Annotated in this window: 17 protein-coding genes and 1 riboswitch; of the genes, 8 read left to right on the forward strand and 9 right to left on the reverse strand. The window is 71.6% G+C overall.

Annotated features, from left to right (window positions below; all coding sequences use genetic code 11):
• Positions 1-56 precede the first annotated feature (56 nt).
• Positions 57-767 carry a class I SAM-dependent methyltransferase gene (locus I8N67_RS09455; RefSeq protein ID WP_200302159.1) on the forward strand — a complete coding sequence of 237 codons (711 nt, stop codon included), beginning with the start codon at positions 57-59 and terminating at the stop codon, positions 765-767.
• Between the two features lie 33 nt (positions 768-800).
• Here the strand turns inward: I8N67_RS09455 and I8N67_RS09460 are convergent, their stop codons facing one another.
• Both I8N67_RS09460 and I8N67_RS09465 read right to left on the reverse strand, forming a co-directional pair.
• Positions 801-2,903: a restriction endonuclease gene (locus tag I8N67_RS09460; protein ID WP_200302160.1), complete on the reverse strand. Its 2,103-nt coding sequence runs from the start codon at positions 2,901-2,903 to the stop codon at positions 801-803.
• Positions 2,904-3,061: 158 nt separating this feature from the next.
• Complete coding sequence (locus I8N67_RS09465) at positions 3,062-3,775, reverse strand: hypothetical protein (protein WP_200302161.1); 714 nt, start codon at positions 3,773-3,775, stop codon at positions 3,062-3,064.
• A gap of 75 nt (positions 3,776-3,850) precedes the next feature.
• On the opposite strand from I8N67_RS09465, the gene I8N67_RS09470 reads away from it, so the two are divergent.
• From I8N67_RS09470 to I8N67_RS09485, 4 genes are all read left to right on the forward strand, one after another.
• The gene (locus tag I8N67_RS09470) at positions 3,851-4,813 is read left to right on the forward strand and encodes an N-acetylmuramoyl-L-alanine amidase (protein WP_200302162.1); all 963 of its coding nucleotides are present in this window, start codon (positions 3,851-3,853) and stop codon (positions 4,811-4,813) included.
• 357 nt (positions 4,814-5,170) lie between these two features.
• Positions 5,171-6,013, forward strand: coding sequence for a DUF5336 domain-containing protein (locus I8N67_RS09475; protein ID WP_200302163.1), 843 nt, complete (start codon positions 5,171-5,173; stop codon positions 6,011-6,013).
• A 106-nt stretch (positions 6,014-6,119) separates the two neighbouring features.
• Positions 6,120-7,130, forward strand: coding sequence for an LLM class F420-dependent oxidoreductase (locus I8N67_RS09480; protein WP_200302164.1), 1,011 nt, complete (start codon positions 6,120-6,122; stop codon positions 7,128-7,130).
• 43 nt (positions 7,131-7,173) lie between these two features.
• Positions 7,174-7,461, forward strand: coding sequence for a hypothetical protein (locus tag I8N67_RS09485; protein ID WP_200302165.1), 288 nt, complete (start codon positions 7,174-7,176; stop codon positions 7,459-7,461).
• 4 nt (positions 7,462-7,465) lie between these two features.
• On the opposite strand, the gene I8N67_RS09490 is transcribed toward I8N67_RS09485, so the two are convergent.
• Genes I8N67_RS09490 through I8N67_RS09500 form a run of 3 tightly spaced genes read right to left on the reverse strand, consistent with a single transcriptional unit; the run spans position 7,466 to position 10,769 of the window.
• Complete coding sequence (locus tag I8N67_RS09490) at positions 7,466-8,545, reverse strand: prenyltransferase/squalene oxidase repeat-containing protein (RefSeq protein WP_200302166.1); 1,080 nt, start codon at positions 8,543-8,545, stop codon at positions 7,466-7,468.
• Positions 8,542-9,276 (reverse strand): class I SAM-dependent methyltransferase, encoded by a 735-nt coding sequence (locus I8N67_RS09495; protein ID WP_200302167.1) that lies wholly within the window; start codon positions 9,274-9,276, stop codon positions 8,542-8,544. Before I8N67_RS09495 ends, I8N67_RS09490 begins: the two co-directional genes overlap by 4 nt.
• Positions 9,270-10,769, reverse strand: coding sequence for a glycosyltransferase family 4 protein (locus I8N67_RS09500; protein ID WP_200302168.1), 1,500 nt, complete (start codon positions 10,767-10,769; stop codon positions 9,270-9,272). Before I8N67_RS09500 ends, I8N67_RS09495 begins: the two co-directional genes overlap by 7 nt.
• Positions 10,770-10,986: 217 nt before the next feature.
• On the opposite strand from I8N67_RS09500, the gene I8N67_RS09505 reads away from it, so the two are divergent.
• Positions 10,987-11,631 carry a TetR family transcriptional regulator gene (locus I8N67_RS09505; RefSeq protein ID WP_200302169.1) on the forward strand — a complete coding sequence of 215 codons (645 nt, stop codon included), beginning with the start codon at positions 10,987-10,989 and terminating at the stop codon, positions 11,629-11,631.
• Positions 11,632-11,913: 282 nt separating this feature from the next.
• Here I8N67_RS09505 and I8N67_RS09510 read toward each other — a convergent pair whose 3' ends face one another.
• From I8N67_RS09510 to I8N67_RS09520, 3 genes are all read right to left on the reverse strand, one after another.
• Positions 11,914-12,777: a tetratricopeptide repeat protein gene (locus I8N67_RS09510; protein ID WP_200302170.1), complete on the reverse strand. Its 864-nt coding sequence runs from the start codon at positions 12,775-12,777 to the stop codon at positions 11,914-11,916.
• An 81-nt stretch (positions 12,778-12,858) separates the two neighbouring features.
• The gene (locus I8N67_RS09515; protein WP_200302171.1) at positions 12,859-13,092 is read right to left on the reverse strand and encodes a ferredoxin; all 234 of its coding nucleotides are present in this window, start codon (positions 13,090-13,092) and stop codon (positions 12,859-12,861) included.
• Between the two features lie 3 nt (positions 13,093-13,095).
• A complete protein-coding gene (locus I8N67_RS09520) occupies positions 13,096-14,568 on the reverse strand; it encodes an aldehyde dehydrogenase (protein ID WP_200302172.1) in 1,473 nt (490 codons plus the stop codon).
• A gap of 374 nt (positions 14,569-14,942) precedes the next feature.
• Between I8N67_RS09520 and I8N67_RS09525 the strand changes: the two genes are divergently transcribed.
• On the forward strand, positions 14,943-15,971 hold the full coding sequence (locus I8N67_RS09525; protein WP_200302173.1) for a Strvi_7410 family MBL fold metallo-hydrolase: 1,029 nt from the start codon (positions 14,943-14,945) through the stop codon (positions 15,969-15,971).
• Between the two features lie 23 nt (positions 15,972-15,994).
• On the opposite strand, the gene I8N67_RS09530 is transcribed toward I8N67_RS09525, so the two are convergent.
• A complete protein-coding gene (locus tag I8N67_RS09530) occupies positions 15,995-16,363 on the reverse strand; it encodes a hypothetical protein (RefSeq protein ID WP_200302174.1) in 369 nt (122 codons plus the stop codon).
• Between the two features lie 31 nt (positions 16,364-16,394).
• Positions 16,395-16,545, forward strand: a riboswitch (cobalamin riboswitch).
• A 117-nt stretch (positions 16,546-16,662) separates the two neighbouring features.
• Here I8N67_RS09530 and I8N67_RS09535 point away from each other — a divergent pair.
• Positions 16,663-17,922, forward strand: coding sequence for an SCO2321 family membrane protein (locus I8N67_RS09535; protein ID WP_200302175.1), 1,260 nt, complete (start codon positions 16,663-16,665; stop codon positions 17,920-17,922).
• The last annotated feature ends 86 nt before the right edge of the window (positions 17,923-18,008 follow it).

Below are 18,008 nucleotides of genomic sequence, written 5' to 3' on the forward strand. Positions count from 1 at the left end.
GCGTGACGGCTCGTACGGTCCCCGTCCGCGCGTACGTACGACATCACGGAGGACCCATGTCCGCGGCCCCCGCCCCCGCCCCACCCTCTGCCCCCAAGCCGGAGATCCTCGCCGCCTTCGAGTCGGCCAAGGGGTTCATGCCCGTGGGTGAGGGGCTGGCCCTGTACGCGGCGGCGGTGGAGGCGGGGCGGCTCGGGCTGCCGCTGCTGGAGGTCGGCACGTACTGCGGCCGTTCCACGATCCTGCTGGGCGACGCGGCCCGCGAGGCCGGGGTCACGGCGATCACGGTCGACCACCACCGGGGCAGCGAGGAGCAGCAGCCCGGCTGGGACTACCACGACGAGTCCACCGTCGACCCCGAGGTGGGCCGCATGGACACGCTCCCCACGTTCCGCCGCACCCTGCACCGGGCGGGCCTGGAGGACCACGTGGTCGCGGTCGTCGGCCGTTCCCCGCAGGTCGCCGCCTTCTGGGGCACCCCGCTCGCCCTCGTCTTCATCGACGGCGGCCACACCGACGAGCACGCCACCGCCGACTACGAGGGCTGGGCCCCGCACGTCGCTCCCGGCGGCCTCCTCGTCATCCACGACGTCTTCCCCGACCCCGAGGACGAGTTCACCGGCCAGGCGCCGTACCGCGTCTACCTCCGCGCCCTCGCCTCCGGCGCCTTCACGGAGGTCTCGGCGACGGACTCGCTGCGGGTGCTGCGGCGGACGGGGACCGGTACAAGTACGGGTACGGGTACGGGTACGGGTACGGGGATCTGATCCGTCGGGCCCACTTGGGCCCACTTGGGCCCCCTACGCCACCTCTATCCCGTAGTCCTGGACCAGTTCCTCCAGACCACCCCCGTATCCCTTGCCGCCGATGACGAAGTCCCAGTCGCCGTTGGCCCGGCGGCGGAAGGAGCCGAGGACCAGGGCGGTCTCGCCGGAGCGGCCGTCGGAGACCTCCAGTCGGCCCTGTTCGGCGCGGGAGGGGTCCAGCAGGCGGATGTGGGCGTCGGTGAAGCCGGCGAGGTCGGCCTCGGGGTTGGCGGCGGGGTCGATCGCCGCGACCAGGACGAAGCGGTCGGCGGTGGCCGGGAGGGCGTCGAAGGACACCTGGATCGCGGCCTTGTCCGGTGCGGTCGGCGGGACGGCTCTGACCGCCCCGTCAGGGGTCCGGAGGTTGTTGAAGAACACGAAGTGGTCGTCGCTGAGGACCCGGTTGCCCTGGCAGACCAGGGCGCAGACGTCGAGGGCGACGCGGCCGGTCCAGGACATGCCGAGCACGCTGTAGTCGTCGGGGCCCGTGTCCCCGTCGTCCGGCGCCGTCCGCTGCGCGGGAACGGCGGGAGCGGCCGGACCGCCCCGCTCCCCCGTCCCCAGCCGCCCCCGCAGCCCGTGCCGGTGCAGCAGGTCGACGAGTTCGCGGCCTGAGACCAGTTCGAGCGGTTTGCCGTTGGCGAAGGTGTGCGAGCCCGGGCCGAACTTGGACGTCGTGACCAGGACACCCTTGTTGGCGCCGGCGTCCTGGACCGTGCCGTACAGGTCGCGGACGGCGGTCGGCGGGACGGTGTTCCGGTAGCGCTTGACCTGGACGACGATCTTGCCGCCCCGGATCGGGGCGGGGTCCAGGGCGTCGACGTCCACCCCGCCGTCGTTCGAGCGCTGGGTGGTGACCGCCTGCATGCCCATGGCCCGGAAGAGTTCCGCGACCAGCCCTTCGAAGGCGATGGGGTCCATCTCCAGCAGGTCGGGGTCCTCGTCGCCACCGTGGGTGACGACGACGTCGCCGACGTCGTCGGGCCGGCGCCCGGTCCGTACGGGGGTGCGTTGGTCCGGGCGGGCGGACAGCTGGCCCCGGAGCCCGTCCGACAGGCAGTCGACGGCGCTCACCTGCTCCAGGTTCAGCCGGGAGAACACCGGCCGGGACGCCATGACGGTCGCCAGGAAGATCTGGGCCCGCCTGCCGGTCACCGGATCGTGGTCGTCCACGAACCCGTTGAGGGCGACGGATTCCAGCGCGCCGAACTCGTCGGCGGCGAAGAGGTCGTGCAGCACCAGGAGGACGCACTGCGCGAGGACGTCCCGGTACAGCGCCCGCCGCTGGGTGACCGGACGCGGCCGTTCCTTGTCCTGGTCGACGCTCGGCATGTAGACGACGGTCTTCGTCTCGGGCACGACGTCGTACCTGGGCAGCTCCCAGTCGAGGACCAGTTGCCGTGCCGCCGGGTCGTACGCCGCGGAGATCGCCCGGGGGAAGCCGTCGGGCCACGCGGCCGAGGCGTAGAGGGCGGCGGAGAAGTAGTCGACCGCGGCTTCCGGGTCGCCGCCCCGCAGCGCCGCCGTCATCTCCGCGATCCCGGCGTTGTGCCGCCGGATCTCCGCCCGTTGTCCCTCGGCCCACTGCTCGTACTGCCGCTGGTACCCGGCCAGTTGCTCCTGGCGCTGCGCCTCGGCGGCCTGCGCGGCGTGCCAGTCGTACTCGAACCGGGCGCGCGCCTCGGCCTGTGCCTGGGCCCGGCGCTGGGCGGTCCAGCCGCCGCCCTGCGCCTGGTAGTGGTTGGGGTCCGGCATGGGCACCGGGTGGGCGAGCGGCCCCGGCGCGAACGGCTCCAGCCGCTCGGTACGGCCGAGGGAGCCCGCGCCGAACGCCGGTGCCCGGCAGCCCGCGACCAGCAGCCCTTCCAAGGCCGCGACCCGCGCGTCCATTTCCTCCGTGCGGCGCCGCGCCTCCGCCTCGCGCTGCTGCCGGTACGCCGCCTGCTGCTCCCGCTGGCTGCGGACCACGTCCCGCTGGTACGCGCGCTGTTGTCGCTCGTACTCCCGCTGCTGCCTGGCCCGCGCCTCCGACTGGCGCTGCTGCTGGCGTTGGGCCTCTGCCCAGATTCCGGCCAACCCGTTGGAGCGACGACTCATGCGCTTCAGGCCCTCCCCCCAGAGCTCCGCGCACCGCATGGCGAAGCACTGCCCCACAACCCGACGTAACCGCACGACTTTATCCCGTACTGGTGAATCCGCCCATCGCCGGTCAGCACTCAACACGCGACACGCGGCACTCAGCGCTCGGCGCCGCTCTAGCCCACGTACCGGACGATCAAGTACACGGCGGCCGCCACGGCGAGGATCACGGCCGCCACGGCGGGCCGGTGGGCCCGTCGGGACAGCGGCTCCATCGGGCGGCCCGCGAACGGCGGCGTAGAGAAATCCGGGGGCGGGCCACCAGGGATACCGCCGGGATCCGGTCGGCTCATCGGTACGTGCGGGCTGACGATCGGTGCCACCGGCGCATACCAGTGGGCCTCGCCGCCGCCCGCCGCCTGCGGCTGGAGTCCGCCGGTCGCCAGCCGGCGCCAGCGGCTGCCGGAGGTGTCGGTGAAGTCGACGGAGCAGAGCAGGGCCGAGGGTGGGGCGCCGGCGGTGGAGGCCGTGGGGAGGTTCACGGTGAGCGCGCCGCCGGCGGGCAGGACCTCGCGGGCGTCGAGGCGTACGCCGTCGTAGTGGACGGCGACCTGGAGGAGCGGCTGGTTGCTGGTGTTGACCGCTTCGAGGCGCCAGCGCACGAAGCCGTCGGCCAGGACGGACGGGCCGCTGACCATCGCCACGTGCAGCATCGACGACTGGGTCAGTCTCTCCCGCTGATCCGCCTCGCGTTCCCGGGCCTCGATACGGCGTTCCCGCTCCGCCAGCCGCTCGGCCTGGCGAACGTTGTGCCGGTGCCCCGCGATGCTCACGAGGAGCGCCGACGCGCCCACCACCGCCCCGAGAACCGCGATCAGCACCTCCAGCATCCTCGTACTCTGACCTGACGACGACCGGCCAGTCCAGACCCACCGACACCGGACCCGCCCCGTAAGGTGGCAGACGTGTCGTACGTAGGCCCGGACTTCGATCCGCCCCAGCCCCGCCGTTCCCCTCTTCGCCGTCCGCTGACCGTGGCGGTGGCCGCGATCACGGTGGGGGCGGTGGCCGGATGGGGCGTCTGGCAGGCCACCGGGGATTCGGGCGGCGGTGACAGCGGGTCGGACCGGGCGGCGGTGCCGGGGACCCGGGCGGCGACCACTCCTTCGGAGTCCGCCGGCCCGTCCGGCGGCGACGACAGCAAGGCGGCGAGCCCTTCCGCCTCTCCCTCCTCCTCCGCCCCCGCCCCCACCGGCCCCCTCAAGGGCAAGGTCGTCGTGATCGACCCGGGGCACAACCCCGGCAACTTCCAGCACACCACCGAGATCAACCGCAAGGTGAACATCGGGACGGGCTCGAAGGAGTGCGACACGACGGGGACGACCACCAACGACGGTTATATGGAAGCCAAGTTCACGCTGGACGTCGCACGGCGGCTGCGGACGCTCCTCCAAGAGCAGGGCGCCACGGTGAAGTTCACGCAGGACGGGGACCGGGCCTGGGGTCCGTGCATCGACGAGCGGGCACGGATCGGGAACGAGGCGGAAGCGGACGCGGTGGTGTCGATCCACGCGGACGGCTCGGGCGCGGGCAACCGCGGTTTCCATGTGATCCTGCCGGGCTCGGTGAACTCGGGCGCCGCCGATACGCGCCCCATCGTCGCGTCCTCCCGCGAACTCGGCGAGCGCATCGCCGGCCGGTTCGTCCGCGCCACCGGCAGCGCCCCCTCCAACTACGTGGGCGACGGCACCGGCCTCGTCACCCGCAAGGACCTCGGCGGCCTCAACCTGTCCACCGCCCCCAAGGTGTTCATCGAGTGCGGCAACATGCGCGACAGCAAGGACGCGGCACTGTTGACCAGCGGTGCCTGGCGACAGAAGGCGGCACAGGGACTCTCCGACGGCATCACGAGCTTCCTGGAAAACTGAACAACTCTCCTCTTCGGGTGGGGGGGAATTCCGAATGCGGTCTCAATCTGTCAACAGTTCCCGCCGTGTTCACCGAGTGTGCCGGGATGCGCGGTATCCATGACGCGGCACTGTTGACCAGCGGTGCCTGGCGGCAGAAAGCGGCGCGGGGGAACTCTGAGGGAATCGTGAGTTTCCTGCGAGGGTAGCGGGCGGGTCGTGATCACCGAGATCATCCCGGCGGACACCCACGTCGGTCGGACGATATGGTCGTCCCTACGATGAGGAGCCACCCCCGCGCTTCCCACCACGGCCTGACGGCGACATGGTGACGGCGACGCCTCCACCGATGACGAGACGACTGACGAAGGACCTGAAGTGAATATCCGCTCCCTCACCAGAGGCGACGGCGTCGTGATCGGAGCAGCGGTATTGCTGTTCATCGCGTCGTTCCTCGACACGTTCGACGGCTCCGGCGACGACATCCCCAATGCCTGGGACAACCTCGGCTTGGTGATGAGCATGTACGTCGCCGGCATCGTCGGTGCGGTGCTGATCGTCCTCGCCCGTGCGCTGCCGCAGCCGCCCAAGGTCGTCGGTCTCGACGTCGGCCAGCTCGGGGTGGCCCTGACGATCTTCGCCGCGTGGACCTCGTTCTGGTCGATCATCGACCCGTTCGGGGCGATGGAGGAACTGCTGGGCACCTTCGGAGGCTCGGAGCCCGACTCCGGTGCCGGGCTCATCCTCGGCCTGATCGCCGCGCTGGTCCTCGCCGCCGCCGCCATCGCCACCCCCCTCGTCCCCGCCCTCAAGGCCGCCCTCGTCGGTGCGCCGCGTCCGGCGGCCCCGCTGCCGTACGGCGGCCAGCCGCCCGGTGGTTACGGCTACCCGGGTGCCGGTGCGCAGGCGCCCTACGGTGCGGGCCAGCCCGGACAGCCGGGCCAGCCCGGACAGCCCGGTCAGCCGGGGGCGCCGTTCGGTGCTCCGCAGCAGCAGGCGGCGGCGCCGCAGCCGCCGGCCGGTGACTTCTCGCCGTTCTGGTTCGCGGTGCCGGTGGCCCGTCCGCTGTTCGCGGAGGACGGTTCGCAGTCGGCGATCGCCGAACTGGCGCCGGGCACCTGGTACCTGGCGGTCGAGCAGCGCGGCGCCAACCTGGTGGCCCAGACGCAGGACGGCCGTCGCGGTGTCCTGCAGGACACCAGCGGCATCCAGCGCGGCTGATCACCTCGTCGTACGGCAACGGCCCTTCGCTCTTCCGAGCGAGGGGCCGTTGCCGTACAGTCGCCTCCCGCCCGGCGTGGCTGACGTACCGTCAAGAGGCAGGCGTATGCGGCTCGGTGTGGCACTCGGTTACTGGGGGCGCGGCCCCTCGGCGGACCATGTCCCGCTCGCGCGGGAGGCGGAGCGGCTCGGCTACGACTCGGTGTGGACCGCCGAGTCGTGGGGCTCGGACGCCTTCACCCCGCTCACCTGGATCGCCGCGCAGACGTCAACGATCAAGTTGGGCACGGCGATTGCGCAGATGGCCGCCCGGTCGCCGACCACCACCGCGATGCACGCCCTGACCCTGGACCATCTTTCCGGCGGGCGCGTGCTGCTCGGTCTCGGGCTCTCCGGGCCACAGGTCGTCGAGGGCTGGTACGGGCGGCCGTTCCCGAAGTCCCCGCTGACCGCGACCAGGGAGTACGTCGACGTCGTACGCCAAGTCCTGAGGCGTGAGGCCCCTGTTGAGCTGGACGGCCGCTTCCACCCCCTCCCGTACGACGGGCCGGACGGCACCGGCATCGGCAAGACGCTGAAGTCCATCACCCACCCCCTGCGGTCCGACCTCCCGGTCCTGCTCGGCGCCGAGGGGCCGAAGAACATCGCGCAGACGATCCGGATCGCGGACGGCTGGCTGCCTTTGTACTGGTCGCCGACGAGGACCGATGTCTACGAGGCGTCGCTGACCGACGTACCCGAAGGGTTCCTCATCGCGCCCATGGCCCGGGCGAAGGTCTGCGACGACGTCGCCGAAGGGCTGCTGCCCGTGAAGGCGATGCTCGGCTTCTACATCGGCGGGATGGGCCACGCCAAGCGCAACTTCCACGCCGATCTCATGGCCCGCATGGGATACGAGGAGGAGGCCCGGCACATCCAGCAGCTCTTCCTCGACGGGCGGCGAGAGGAGGCCGTACTCGCCGTACCGGACACCTTCGCCGACGAGATCTCCCTCATCGGGCCGCGTGAACGGATCGCGGAGCGGCTGGAGTTGTGGCGGAAGGGGCCGGTGACGGACCTGCTGCTCCTCGGCCCCGATCCGCACACGCTGCGGGTGCTGGCCGAGCTCAACACCTGACCCATCGAGGTTTCATCGAAGGGCGGCGGGCAACCCGTTCAGCATGTCTGGATATAGCGGTGCCAATCAGGCGGGCCGGGTCATAGCCATCGTCGCCGACATCATGGCTCTGATCCTGGGCCTCTGGATCCTGATGTATCTGCTGGACGCCAACAGCGGCAACGACTTCGTGCAGTTCATCCACGACGCCGCCCGCTGGCTGGCGGGCTGGTCGCACGACCTGTTCACCTTCGACGAGGCCTGGGCCCGGGTCGTCGCCGGGTACGGGCTCGCCGCGATCGTGTACCTCTTCGTCGGCCACGCGATCGCGGGCCGGATGCACCGCCACTGACAGCTCAGCAGCACTCCGAGTCGTCGAAGTCGTCCAGCCCGCGCGGCAGCCGCTCCCCGCCGAAGACGGCGCACGTGGCCTCGTCCCCACCCAGGGCGGCCACCGCCAGCAGCAGTGAACCGGCGGTCCAGGACGTCAACTCCTCGGGCCAGACGGCCCGGTCCTCGAAGACGAAGCCCGTCCAGTAGAGGCCGGAGTCTGTGTCGCGCAGATGCTGGATGGACTGGAGGATCTCCAGCGCGCGGTCGGACTCGCCCATCACCCACAGGGCCAGGGCGAGTTCGGCCGACTCCCCGCCGGTCACCCACGGGTTGGGGACGACACAGCGGACGCCGAAGCCGGGCACGACGAAACGGTCCCAGCCCTCCGCCATACGGGACTTGGCCTCCGTACCCGTCAACGCGCCACCCAGGACCGGGTAGTACCAGTCCATCGAGTAGCGGCCCTTGTCGAGGAACCGCTCCGGGTGGCGGCGGATCGCGTGGCGCAGCGCGCCGACCGCCAACTCCCAGTCGGGCTGCGGCTCCTCGCGCTGCTCGGCGATGGCGAGCGCGCAGCGCAGCGCGTGGTGGATCGAGGACGAACCGGTCAGCAGGGCGTCGTCGACGGGCGTGCCGTCGTCCTCGCGCTTCCAGCCGATCTGCCCGCCGGGCTGCTGGAGCCGCAGGACGAACTCCACGGCCGCGTAGACGGCAGGCCACATCCGGTCGAGGAAGGTGTCGTCGCCGGTGGCCAGGTAGTGGTGCCAGACGCCGACGGCTATGTACGCGACGAAGTTGGTCTCGCGGCCCCGGTCGGTGACGTCGGCGGCGTCCCCGTCGGCGTAGGCGGCGTACCAGGAGCCGTCCCCGTTCTGGTGCCGGCGCAGCCACTCGTAGGCTCGCTCGGCGGCCTCGTGCTCGCCCGCCGCGTCCAGGGCCATGGCCGCCTCGGTGTGGTCCCACGGGTCGAGGTGGTGACCGCGAAACCAGGGTATGGCGCCGTCCGTGCGCTGTACCGCGAGGATGCCGCGCACGGTGATGGCGGCCTGCTCGGCGGTGAGCACACCGGGCAGGACCAGGTGTTCCGTCCGGGGAGTGGTCACCGGGCGTCCACGGCGGGCAGGTGCGGCTTGGTCGCGTACGCCACGAAGCTCTTGCCGATCAGCGGGTTCAGCGCCTGCTCGGCGACCCGGGTGGCCAGGGGCTTCTTCATGATGTCCCAGACCAGCAGCTTGTGGTACGCGCGGACCGGCAGCGCCTTGTCGTTGTCGACACCGAACGCGCACTTCAGCCACCAGTACGGCGAGTGCAGGGCGTGCGCGTGGTGGGTGCCGTACGGCTTGAGGCCCGCCTCGCGGATCCTGCCCAGCAGTTCGTCCGCCTTGTAGATGCGGATGTGGCCGCCCTCGACCTCGTGGTAAGCGTCGGACAGTGTCCAGCAGACCTTCTCGGGGCCGTAGCGCGGGACGGTGATGGCGATGCGGCCGCCGGGCTTCAACACCCGGACCATCTCCGCCAGTACGCCCTTGTCGTCGGGGATGTGCTCCATGACCTCGGAGATGATGACGACGTCGAAGGACTCGTCGGGGAAGGGCAGGGCTAGGGCGTCGCCCTCCATCGCGGTGGCGGTGGCGCCCTCCGGGGCCTCCCCGGCCTCCTTCATCGCCGCGAACCACTTGGCGACCTCGCGGATCTCCTCGGCGTTCTGGTCGAGGGCCACGACCTGGGCGCCGCGCCGGTAGCACTCGAAGGCGTGCCGGCCCGCTCCACAGCCGAGATCCAGGACACGATCCCCCGGGGCGAGCGGGAACCGGGAGAAATCGACGGTCAGCACGTGGCCCTGCTTTCGCGGTTGGCGCTTTCGCGGTTGGCTTCCATTACTTCTTCGGCTGCTGCTTCGGCCGCTTCTTCGACTACGTCCGCTGTGCCGAGGGTGTCCTCGGCCGCCTCTTCGGCGGCCCGGCCCGTCATCGGTACGGCTGCGACGCGGCCCCCCGCACGGCCCTCCGCGCGGGCGATCGCCTCGCGGTAGTGGGCCGCCGTGCCCTCGGCGGCCTTGGCCCAGGTGAACCGCTCAAGGACCCGTTCGCGTCCCGCGCGGCCGAGCCGCAGGCGGAGTCCGGGGTCGCCGAGCAGTCGGCTCAGCCCGGCGGCCAGTGCACCCGGGTCGCCCGGGGGCACCGCGAGGCAGGTCTCTCCGTCGGGTCCGGCGACCTCCGGGATGGCCCCGCCGGTGGTGGCGACCAGGGGCGTACCGGTGGCCATGGCCTCGGCGGCGGGCAGCGAGAACCCCTCGTACAGCGAGGGCACACAGGCGACCTCGGCCGAGCGGACCAGGTCGACGAGCTCGGCGTCCGAGATGCCCTTGACGAACTCGACGGCGTCTTCGAGGCCGTACCGCTCGACGGCCTGGGCGACCGGCCCCTCGGTGGGGCGCTTGCCGACGACGACCAGATGGGCGGCGGGGTGCTCGGCGCGCACCTTCGCGAGCGCCTCGACGAGGAAGACGAGCCCCTTGAGCGGCACGTCCGCGCTGGAGGTGGTGACGATCCGGCCGGGCACCTGGGCGACGGCCGGATCCGGTGCGAAGAGGTCGGTGTCGGCGCCTATGTGCACGACGTGCATACGGTCGTCGCGGACGCCGAGGTGCTCGACGATCTCCTTGCGGGAGGTGCCGGAGACGGTGAGCACGGACGGCAGCCGGCGCGCGACCCGCTTCTGCATCCGGGTGAACGCGTACCAGCGGCGCACGGACATCCGCCGCTGCCAGCCCTCGGCCGCGTCCAGCTCCAACTGCCGGTCGACGGTGATGGGGTGGTGGATGGTGGTGACGAGGGGCGCGCCGACGTCCCCCAACAGGCCGTAGCCGAGCGTCTGGTTGTCGTGGACGACGTCGAACTCGCCGCGCCGGGCGCGCAGATGACGCCGGGCGCGGAGCGAGAACGTCAGGGGCTCGGGAAAGCCGCCGGTCCACATCGTGGCCACTTCGACGGCGTCGATCCAGTCGCGGTACTCGTCCCGCTTCGGGGTGCGGAAGGGGTCGGGGTGCCGGTAGAGGTCGAGGCTGGGCAGCTCGGTGAGGGAGAGCCGGTCCCCGTGATCCTCGTCGAGGACGTCGAGCGCGTCGAGTACCGGATACGGCTGGGAGCCGATCACCTCGACGCGGTGGCCGAGGCGCGCGAGCTCGCGCGAGAGGTGCCGTACGTAGACGCCCTGGCCCCCGCAGAACGGGTTCCCCTTATAGGTGAGGAGCGCGATGTTGAGCGGGCTCCCACCGTCGGCCGCGAGGTCATGCCGGGCCCCCGTCTGACTGGCCTCAGCGGTCACTCCTGGCCCCCTTCTCACTGCGATTTCCCGTGAGATTACGACGAGACGGTAATCTAGAACAAGTTTCAGAGTTGATCGTTCAAGAGGCTTTGAATCTACCGGCTGGTAGAACCGCTGTGAGAGCTGGATCAGGTGATTCACGCCACGACACAGGCCCTGGCATGCTGTCTGATCGCATACCCTCACCGACCGTCACAACCGTCACGGAACGAGACCCATGCCTGCGGAAGTCAAGGTGGAAGCCGGTAGCGCGCGACAGGCCCCGCGTCCGGACTCGCCGCCCCTCACGGAGCGGCAGGAGGCCCGTCGGCGCCGCATCCTGCACGCGAGCGCCCAGCTGGCCAGCCGGGGCGGTTTCGACGCCGTCCAGATGCGCGAGGTCGCCGAGTCCTCCCAGGTCGCCCTCGGCACCCTCTACCGCTACTTCCCCTCCAAGATCCATCTGCTGGTCGCCACCATGCAGGCGCAGCTGGAGCACATGCACGGCATGCTCCGCAAGAAGCCGCCGACCGGCGACACGGCGGCCGAGCGGGTCGCCGAGACCCTGATGCGCGCGTTCCGCGCCCTCCAGCGCGAGCCCCACCTCGCCGACGCCATGGTCCGCGCCCTCACCTTCGCCGACCGCAGCGTCAGCCCCGAGGTCGACCAGGTCTCCCACCAGACCACCGCGATCATCCTCGACGCCATGGGCCTGGACCACCCCAGCGCCGAACAGCTCTCCGCCGTCCGCGTCATCGAACACACCTGGCACTCGGCCCTGGTCACCTGGCTCTCGGGCCGCGCCTCCATCGCCCAGGTGAAGATCGACATCGAGACGGTGTGCCGGCTCATCGACCTGACCGCGCCCGAGCAGAAGAAGTGATCAAAAAAATAGGGCCCCGAACAGACGTCGGGGCCTACGAAGGGACCTACGAGACGGGTTTCCCTGTACCGGTATGACTGCTCCGGAACAGGTGCCGAGGGTCACCGTCAGGCCCTGTCCTGCGACCTTCCGGCCTCTCAGCCCGACCGTCGACGTCGGCACCGGCGGATCTTCAACCTCTCGCCCATGTCGGCTACTCCGGTCGACTCCCTCTACTCGCCTCGTAGGCCTATCTCCAGAGTAGGACAAGAAGAACGGATGCAACACCCCAAATAGGATTTTTTATCCCACGATTTCCAGCCCGCTCCAGCCGCGCCCGATCGCCGCCTCCCCCGCCCACTGGTCCAGCAGCCGCCTGGCCTCGCTCTCCGGGGCCGCCAGGCAGACGCGCTGGGCGCCGGCGTGGACACTCCGCTCCTTGTGGATGGTGCCCTCACTGCAGCAGGAGCAGTGGAAGACCACGCTGCTGGCGGGTTCGGCGCCGAAGGCGTGGTCGGTGAAGAGGTCGACGAGCGCTTCCAGGTCGGCGGGGTCGCCCGCGGTGACCGTCACCTGGAGCGTGGGCAGGTCGGACGGTTCGAAGAGGAGGAGTTCGTCGAAGACGGGGTAGGTGCTGCCGTCGATGACGCGTTCGCCGTTCGGCTCGCCGTCGTGCAGGACGATCTCGCCGTAGCGGCGACCGCCGGACACGGGTACGTTCACGACGCGCCCTCGGGTGGGGCAGAGACGTTCGATCCAGACGACCTCGCGTTCGCCGCCGGTGTCCAGGCGGACGCAGGCGTGACCGAAGCCGCCCTCGATCTCGCCCTCCCCGGCCGGGAGTTCGATGCCGAAGCCGGCCCAGGCGTCACGCGCCGTCGCCCAGTCGCGACGGATCGTGGCCGCGATGCCGAGGTTCCAGTACGCGGGGTCGCCCTCGCCGCGCGGTGCGCGGGCGGCGGCCTGGACGCCGAGTTCGTACGCCTTCTCCCAGTTGCGCAGGAACTTGTGGCCGAGCGCGGCGTCGTACCACCACTCGGCGCTCGACGTCTCGTCCGGGTAATGGGCGAGTACCTGCTCGTAGAGGTCGGCGGCGCGCTGCCACTCCTCCGCGTCCCAGGCCGCGTACGCCTGCTCGATCAGTTGCCTGGCCTCGGACTTCCGCACGCTTCCCTGTCCCTGCTCACATCCACGGGTCCGGCTCTCCGGGCCCGCTCGCCACCGCGACGATCGCAGGAGCGTACGCCGCTACTCTTCCGGCGGGAACACCGGCTGTCCGCTGCCCAGCAGGGCGATCGAGATCGCCTCGACCGGGCAGCCCTCCGCCGCCTTCAGGACGGGTTCGCCCGCGTCGGTCTCGGGGTCGGTGGGGTGGGACTGCATGGCGGAGTCGAGGTGGAAGGCGTCCGGGGCGTGGTGGGTGCACTGGGCGGAGCCGATGCAGAGGGCACGGTCGACCTCCACGTGCCAGCGGTCGCCCATGTCCTACGCCTCCCCGGCCGGGGGCTGGTAGCCGGCGGGCAGGTGGATCATCTTGTGTTCCAGGTACTCGCCGTAGCCCTCGGGGCCGAACTCGCGGCCCAGGCCGGAGTTCTTGTAGCCGCCGAAGGGGCCGAGCATGTCGAGGCTGAAGGTGTTGACGGAGTAGGTGCCGGTGCGGACCCGGCGGGCGATGTCGATGCCGCGTTCGTCGTCGGCGGTCCAGACGCTGCCGCTGAGGCCGTAGTCGGAGTCGTTGGCGATCCGTACGGCCTCGGACTCGTCGCCGTACGGCAGGAGGCAGATCACCGGGCCGAAGATCTCCTCGCGGGCGATGCGCATGGAGTTGTCGACGTCGCCGAAGAGGGTGGCCTCGACGTACCAGCCGCGGTCGAGACCGGCCGGGCGGCCGCCGCCGGTGAGGATCTTGGCGCCCTCCTCCTGGCCGATCCGGATGTAGTCGAGGCTGCGGCGCTGCTGGCGCTCGGCGACGAGGGGGCCGAGTTCGGTGGCCGGGTCGAGGGGGTCGCCGACCTTCAGCGCGGAGGCCGCCGCCGCGAAGGCCTCGGCGAACTCGTCGTAGCGGGTGCGGGGTACGAGGATGCGGGTCTGGGCCACGCACGCCTGGCCGTTGATCATCCAGGCGAAGGGGGCGATGCCGGCGACGGCGGTGACCGCGTCCGCGTCCGGCAGGATCAGGGCCGCCGACTTGCCGCCCAGCTCCAGCGTGACGCGGGTGAGATTGCGGGCGGCGACCTCCATGACCCGCTTGCCGGCGGCGACCGAGCCGGTGAAGGAGACCTTGTCGACGCCCGGGTGCCCGACCAGGTACTCGCTGACCTCGCGGTCGGCGGGAAGGATGGACAGAACACCCTCGGGCAGGCCCGCCTCCGCCGCGATCTCCGCCAACAGGTAGGCGTCCAGGGGGGTTTCGGGCGACACCTTCAGGATTGCCGGGCAGCCCGCGAGCAGCGCGGGGGCCAGCTTGGCGGCGGCGGTGAACTGCGGCACGTTCCACGGGACGATCGCCGCGACCACCCCGACCGGCTCCCGCCGCACCAGGATCTTCCCCAGCGCGCCGTCCCGCCGCTCCTCGTACGTGAATCCGCGCGCCGTCGTGATCGCCGCGTCCCACGCCATCAGCGACGCGAGCGCCTGCACCATCACGCTGGAGGTGTACGGGGTGCCGTTCTCCGAGCTGATGATCCGGGCGAACTCCTCGTGGCGTACGGCGAAGGTGTCCTTGATCCGGGTGACGACCGCGATGCGCTCGTCGAGGGTCATACGTGGCCAGGGGCCGTGGTCGAACGCCTGCCGCGCGGCGGCGACCGCCCGGTCCACGTCCGCGCGCGACGCGTGCGGTACGCGGCCGATGACCTCCTCCGTGTGCGGCGAGACCACCTCGATGACGTCCGTGCCCAGGGGGTCGGTCAACTCCCCGCCGATGAACAGCTGTCCGTGTTCCACGAGTTCCGTCATGGGCGACTGCCTCCCGGAGCCGGGTCTTCTTCTCCAGCGTTCGTTCTCTGACGATGCATCAGATAGGGAACTGATACCAGTTCTGGGCAGAGGAGTCCACGGCAGCGCTGCCGCTGGGCTGTGCCGGGGAGTGAGTGGGTTGGGGGGTGCGTTGTCGGGTGCGGGTGGGGGGGTTGCTCGCGCAGTTCCCCGCGCCCCGAAAAGCAGGGGCTGCGCCCCGTGCTTTTCGGCCGTCAGTGGCCGTGTCTTTCAGGGGCGCGGGGAACTGCGCGACCAGCCCCCACCGGACCCGCAGCCGACAACGCACTCCCCCTCTCCCCTCGGTGGAACTCGTTCTAGTTATAGTGGCCGGAGTCGCGGCGACAGGGGATCCCATGGCAGCACACGTGCACGATCACGGCGGCGGCGTGCGGTCCGTCGAGGTTCCCATTCCGGACAACCCGCTGGGCCACACGCTCGTGTATGTCGTCGACACCGACAACGGCCCGGTGCTGATCGACACCGGCTGGGACGACCCCACGTCGTGGGACACCCTCACCGCCGGCCTGACGGCATGCGGTACGTCGGTCGCGGAGATCCACGGCGTGGTCATCACCCACCACCACCCCGACCACCACGGCCTGTCGGGCGCGGTGCGCGACGCGTCCGGCGCGTGGATCGCGATGCACGCCGCGGACACGGCGATCGTGCGCCGCACCCGGGGCACGGGCCCGGACCGCTGGTTCTCGTACATGACGGCCAAGCTCACCGCCGCCGGCGCCCCCGAGGAACACCTCGCCCCCCTCCGCACCCCACGCCGCCGCCCTCTCCCCGGCTTCTCCCCCGCCCTGCCCGACCGCGAGATCGTCCCCGGCGAACTCCTCGACCTCCCCGGCCGCCGCGTCCGCGCGATCTGGACCCCGGGCCACACGCCCGGCCACGTCTGCCTGCACCTGGAGGAGACACACCCGGCCCAACTGCCCGGCCACGACCGCCTGTTCTCCGGCGACCATCTCCTTCCCGGGATCAGCCCGCACATCGGCCTGTACGAGGACCCGGACGACGACACCGTCACCGATCCCCTCGGCGACTACCTCGACTCCCTGGAACGCGTCGGCCGGCTCGCCCCCGCCGAGGTCCTCCCGGCCCACCAGTACGCGTTCACCGACGCGGCCGCCCGGGTACGGAAGTTGCTGGCCCACCACGAGTCCCGGCTCACCGGACTCCTCACCCTCCTCGCCGAGCCCCTCACCGCCTGGCAGCTCGCCGAACGCATGAAGTGGAACCGCCCCTGGGCCGACATCCCCTTCGGCTCCCGCAACATCGCCGTCTCCGAGGCCGAGGCCCATCTGCGGCGCCTGGTGAAACTGGGCCGCGCGGAGGCGGTGACGGGGAGCGATCCGGTGACGTACGTGGCGGTGTGAGCAGCCCCACGCCCCCATCCGGATCATCCGGAGACCGAGCGGATCAACTCCTCGGCCCGCCCCAGGAGTTCACGCTCGCGCACACTCATCGTCGGGTTGGCGGCCCGACGCCTCCTCGCCTCGGCCAGGCCCTCGTCCGTGAGCGTGGAGGGGCCGTCCGGCCGGTGGGCGAGGAGGGCGAGGAGGATCCCGTGGGCCAGGTCCGCGCGGAAGTCGGCCGGGTCGACCGCGACTTGGGCGAGGATCATCGCGCCCCAGCCGTCCCGGTATCGCCGCAACACCCAGGTCCCGCCGGAACCATGGCGCCCACCCCGCCCGAACCCGCCCTCGTCCTCCTCGAGTTCGTACACGTCCGCCGTGCGCCCCGCCCCGAGCAGTCTCCCCGTACGCATGGCCCGAACCTATCCCGGTGCACAGCCGGCCCTCAGGCGGTTCGCTACCGGCAGGTAGAGTGACCGGGTCGTCATCACACCCGTACAGGGGGAAGCCGGTGCAAATCCGGCGCTGACCCGCAACCGTGAGCCGCCCCGGCAAGGGAGCGGCGAGCCGGACTGCCCGGTACGGAACAGTGACCGGCTCGCGTCACCGGCGGCCCGCCGGTGTCACGGCACCGTCGAGGAATACGGAGCCGAGCCGCCCGGCGCTTCGCCGTGCCGCCCGGCTCCCTGTCAGGGAGAGGCAGCCGCCGATCATGAATGTCCGCCGCAGCGCCGCGGTAGTCACCGTACTGGCCGTCACAGCCGGGCTCGGCGGCGGTTACACCTCGGCCGCGTTCGCCGACAACGCGCCGTCCCCCTCCGCCTCCCAAGCGACGCCCACGGGTCTGTACGGCTCCACGGACCCCACGTACGACGGGGTCTGGCGGCAGTCCCTCACCCTCCTCGCGCTGGACACCGTGGGGGAGAAGCCCGGTGCGGGGGCCGTGGAGTGGCTCGCCGGGCAGCAGTGCGCGAGCGGGGCGTTCGCGGCGTACCGGGCCGATGCCACGGCGGAGTGCGATGCCAAGACCGCCGTCGACACCAACAGCACCGCCGCGGCCGTACAGGCGCTCGCCGCGGTCGGCGGGCGCGACGCCGAGACCGGGCGGGCCGTGCGCTGGCTCAGGGACAACCAGAACAAGGACGGCGGCTGGGGGTACACCGCCGGCGGGCCCAGCGACGCGAACTCGACGTCCGTCGTGATCGGCGCGCTGACGGCCGTGGCCGACGACCCCGAGAAGCAGCGGGCGGACGGCCATTCGCCGTACGACGCCCTGCGCGCCCTCGCCATCCCCTGCGGGAAGGGGGAGGAAGACGGTGGCGGCTTCGCCTACCAGCCCGACAAGAAGGGCGCTCTCGCCGCGAACGCCGACGCCACGGCCGCCGCCGTGCTCGGCAGCCTGGGCGAGGGCTTCGTGGCCGCGACCGGCAAAGCCACCGGGAGCGGCGGTGGGTGCGTCTCGGGTGACTCCCCCGAGGATCTGGCCCACAACGGTGCCGTCCATCTCGCCGGCGCCCTCGCCACCGACGGCTATCTGACGTCCGCCCTCGCGGGTGCGGAGGACCAGCCCGACCACGGCAACACCGCCGACGCGGTCGTCGCGCTGGCCGCCGCCGGGGACACCGGGGCGACCGAGAAGCCGCTCGCCTGGCTGGAGAAGAACTACGGCGTCTGGGCGGCCGGGGCGGGCCCCGCCGCGTACGCCCAGCTCATCTTCGCCGCGCACACCGCCGGCGACGACCCGCGCGACTTCGGCGGCGCCGACCTCGTGGCCCAGCTGAAGGAGACCGGCCCGGCGCGCGACGTGGACGACTACTCCTCCGTACCCAACGAGGACACGGCCGCCGGGGAGGACGGTGGTGACGGTCTCGGCGCCGGCGCGTGGTGGGCGATCGGGCTCGGGGGCGTCGCCGCCGTGACGGCCGCCGGGTTCGTGCTGGTGCGCGCCGCGAGGAAGCGGCGGCGGGCGTGATCCCCCGTCCTCAGCCGGTGCGCGCGCTCCGCCGTCCTCAGCCGGTGCGCGCGCTCCGCCGTCCTCAGCCGGTGCGCGCGCTCCGC

It is taken from the genome of Streptomyces adelaidensis (assembly GCF_016598475.1).
GTDB lineage: Bacteria > Actinomycetota > Actinomycetes > Streptomycetales > Streptomycetaceae > Streptomyces > Streptomyces adelaidensis.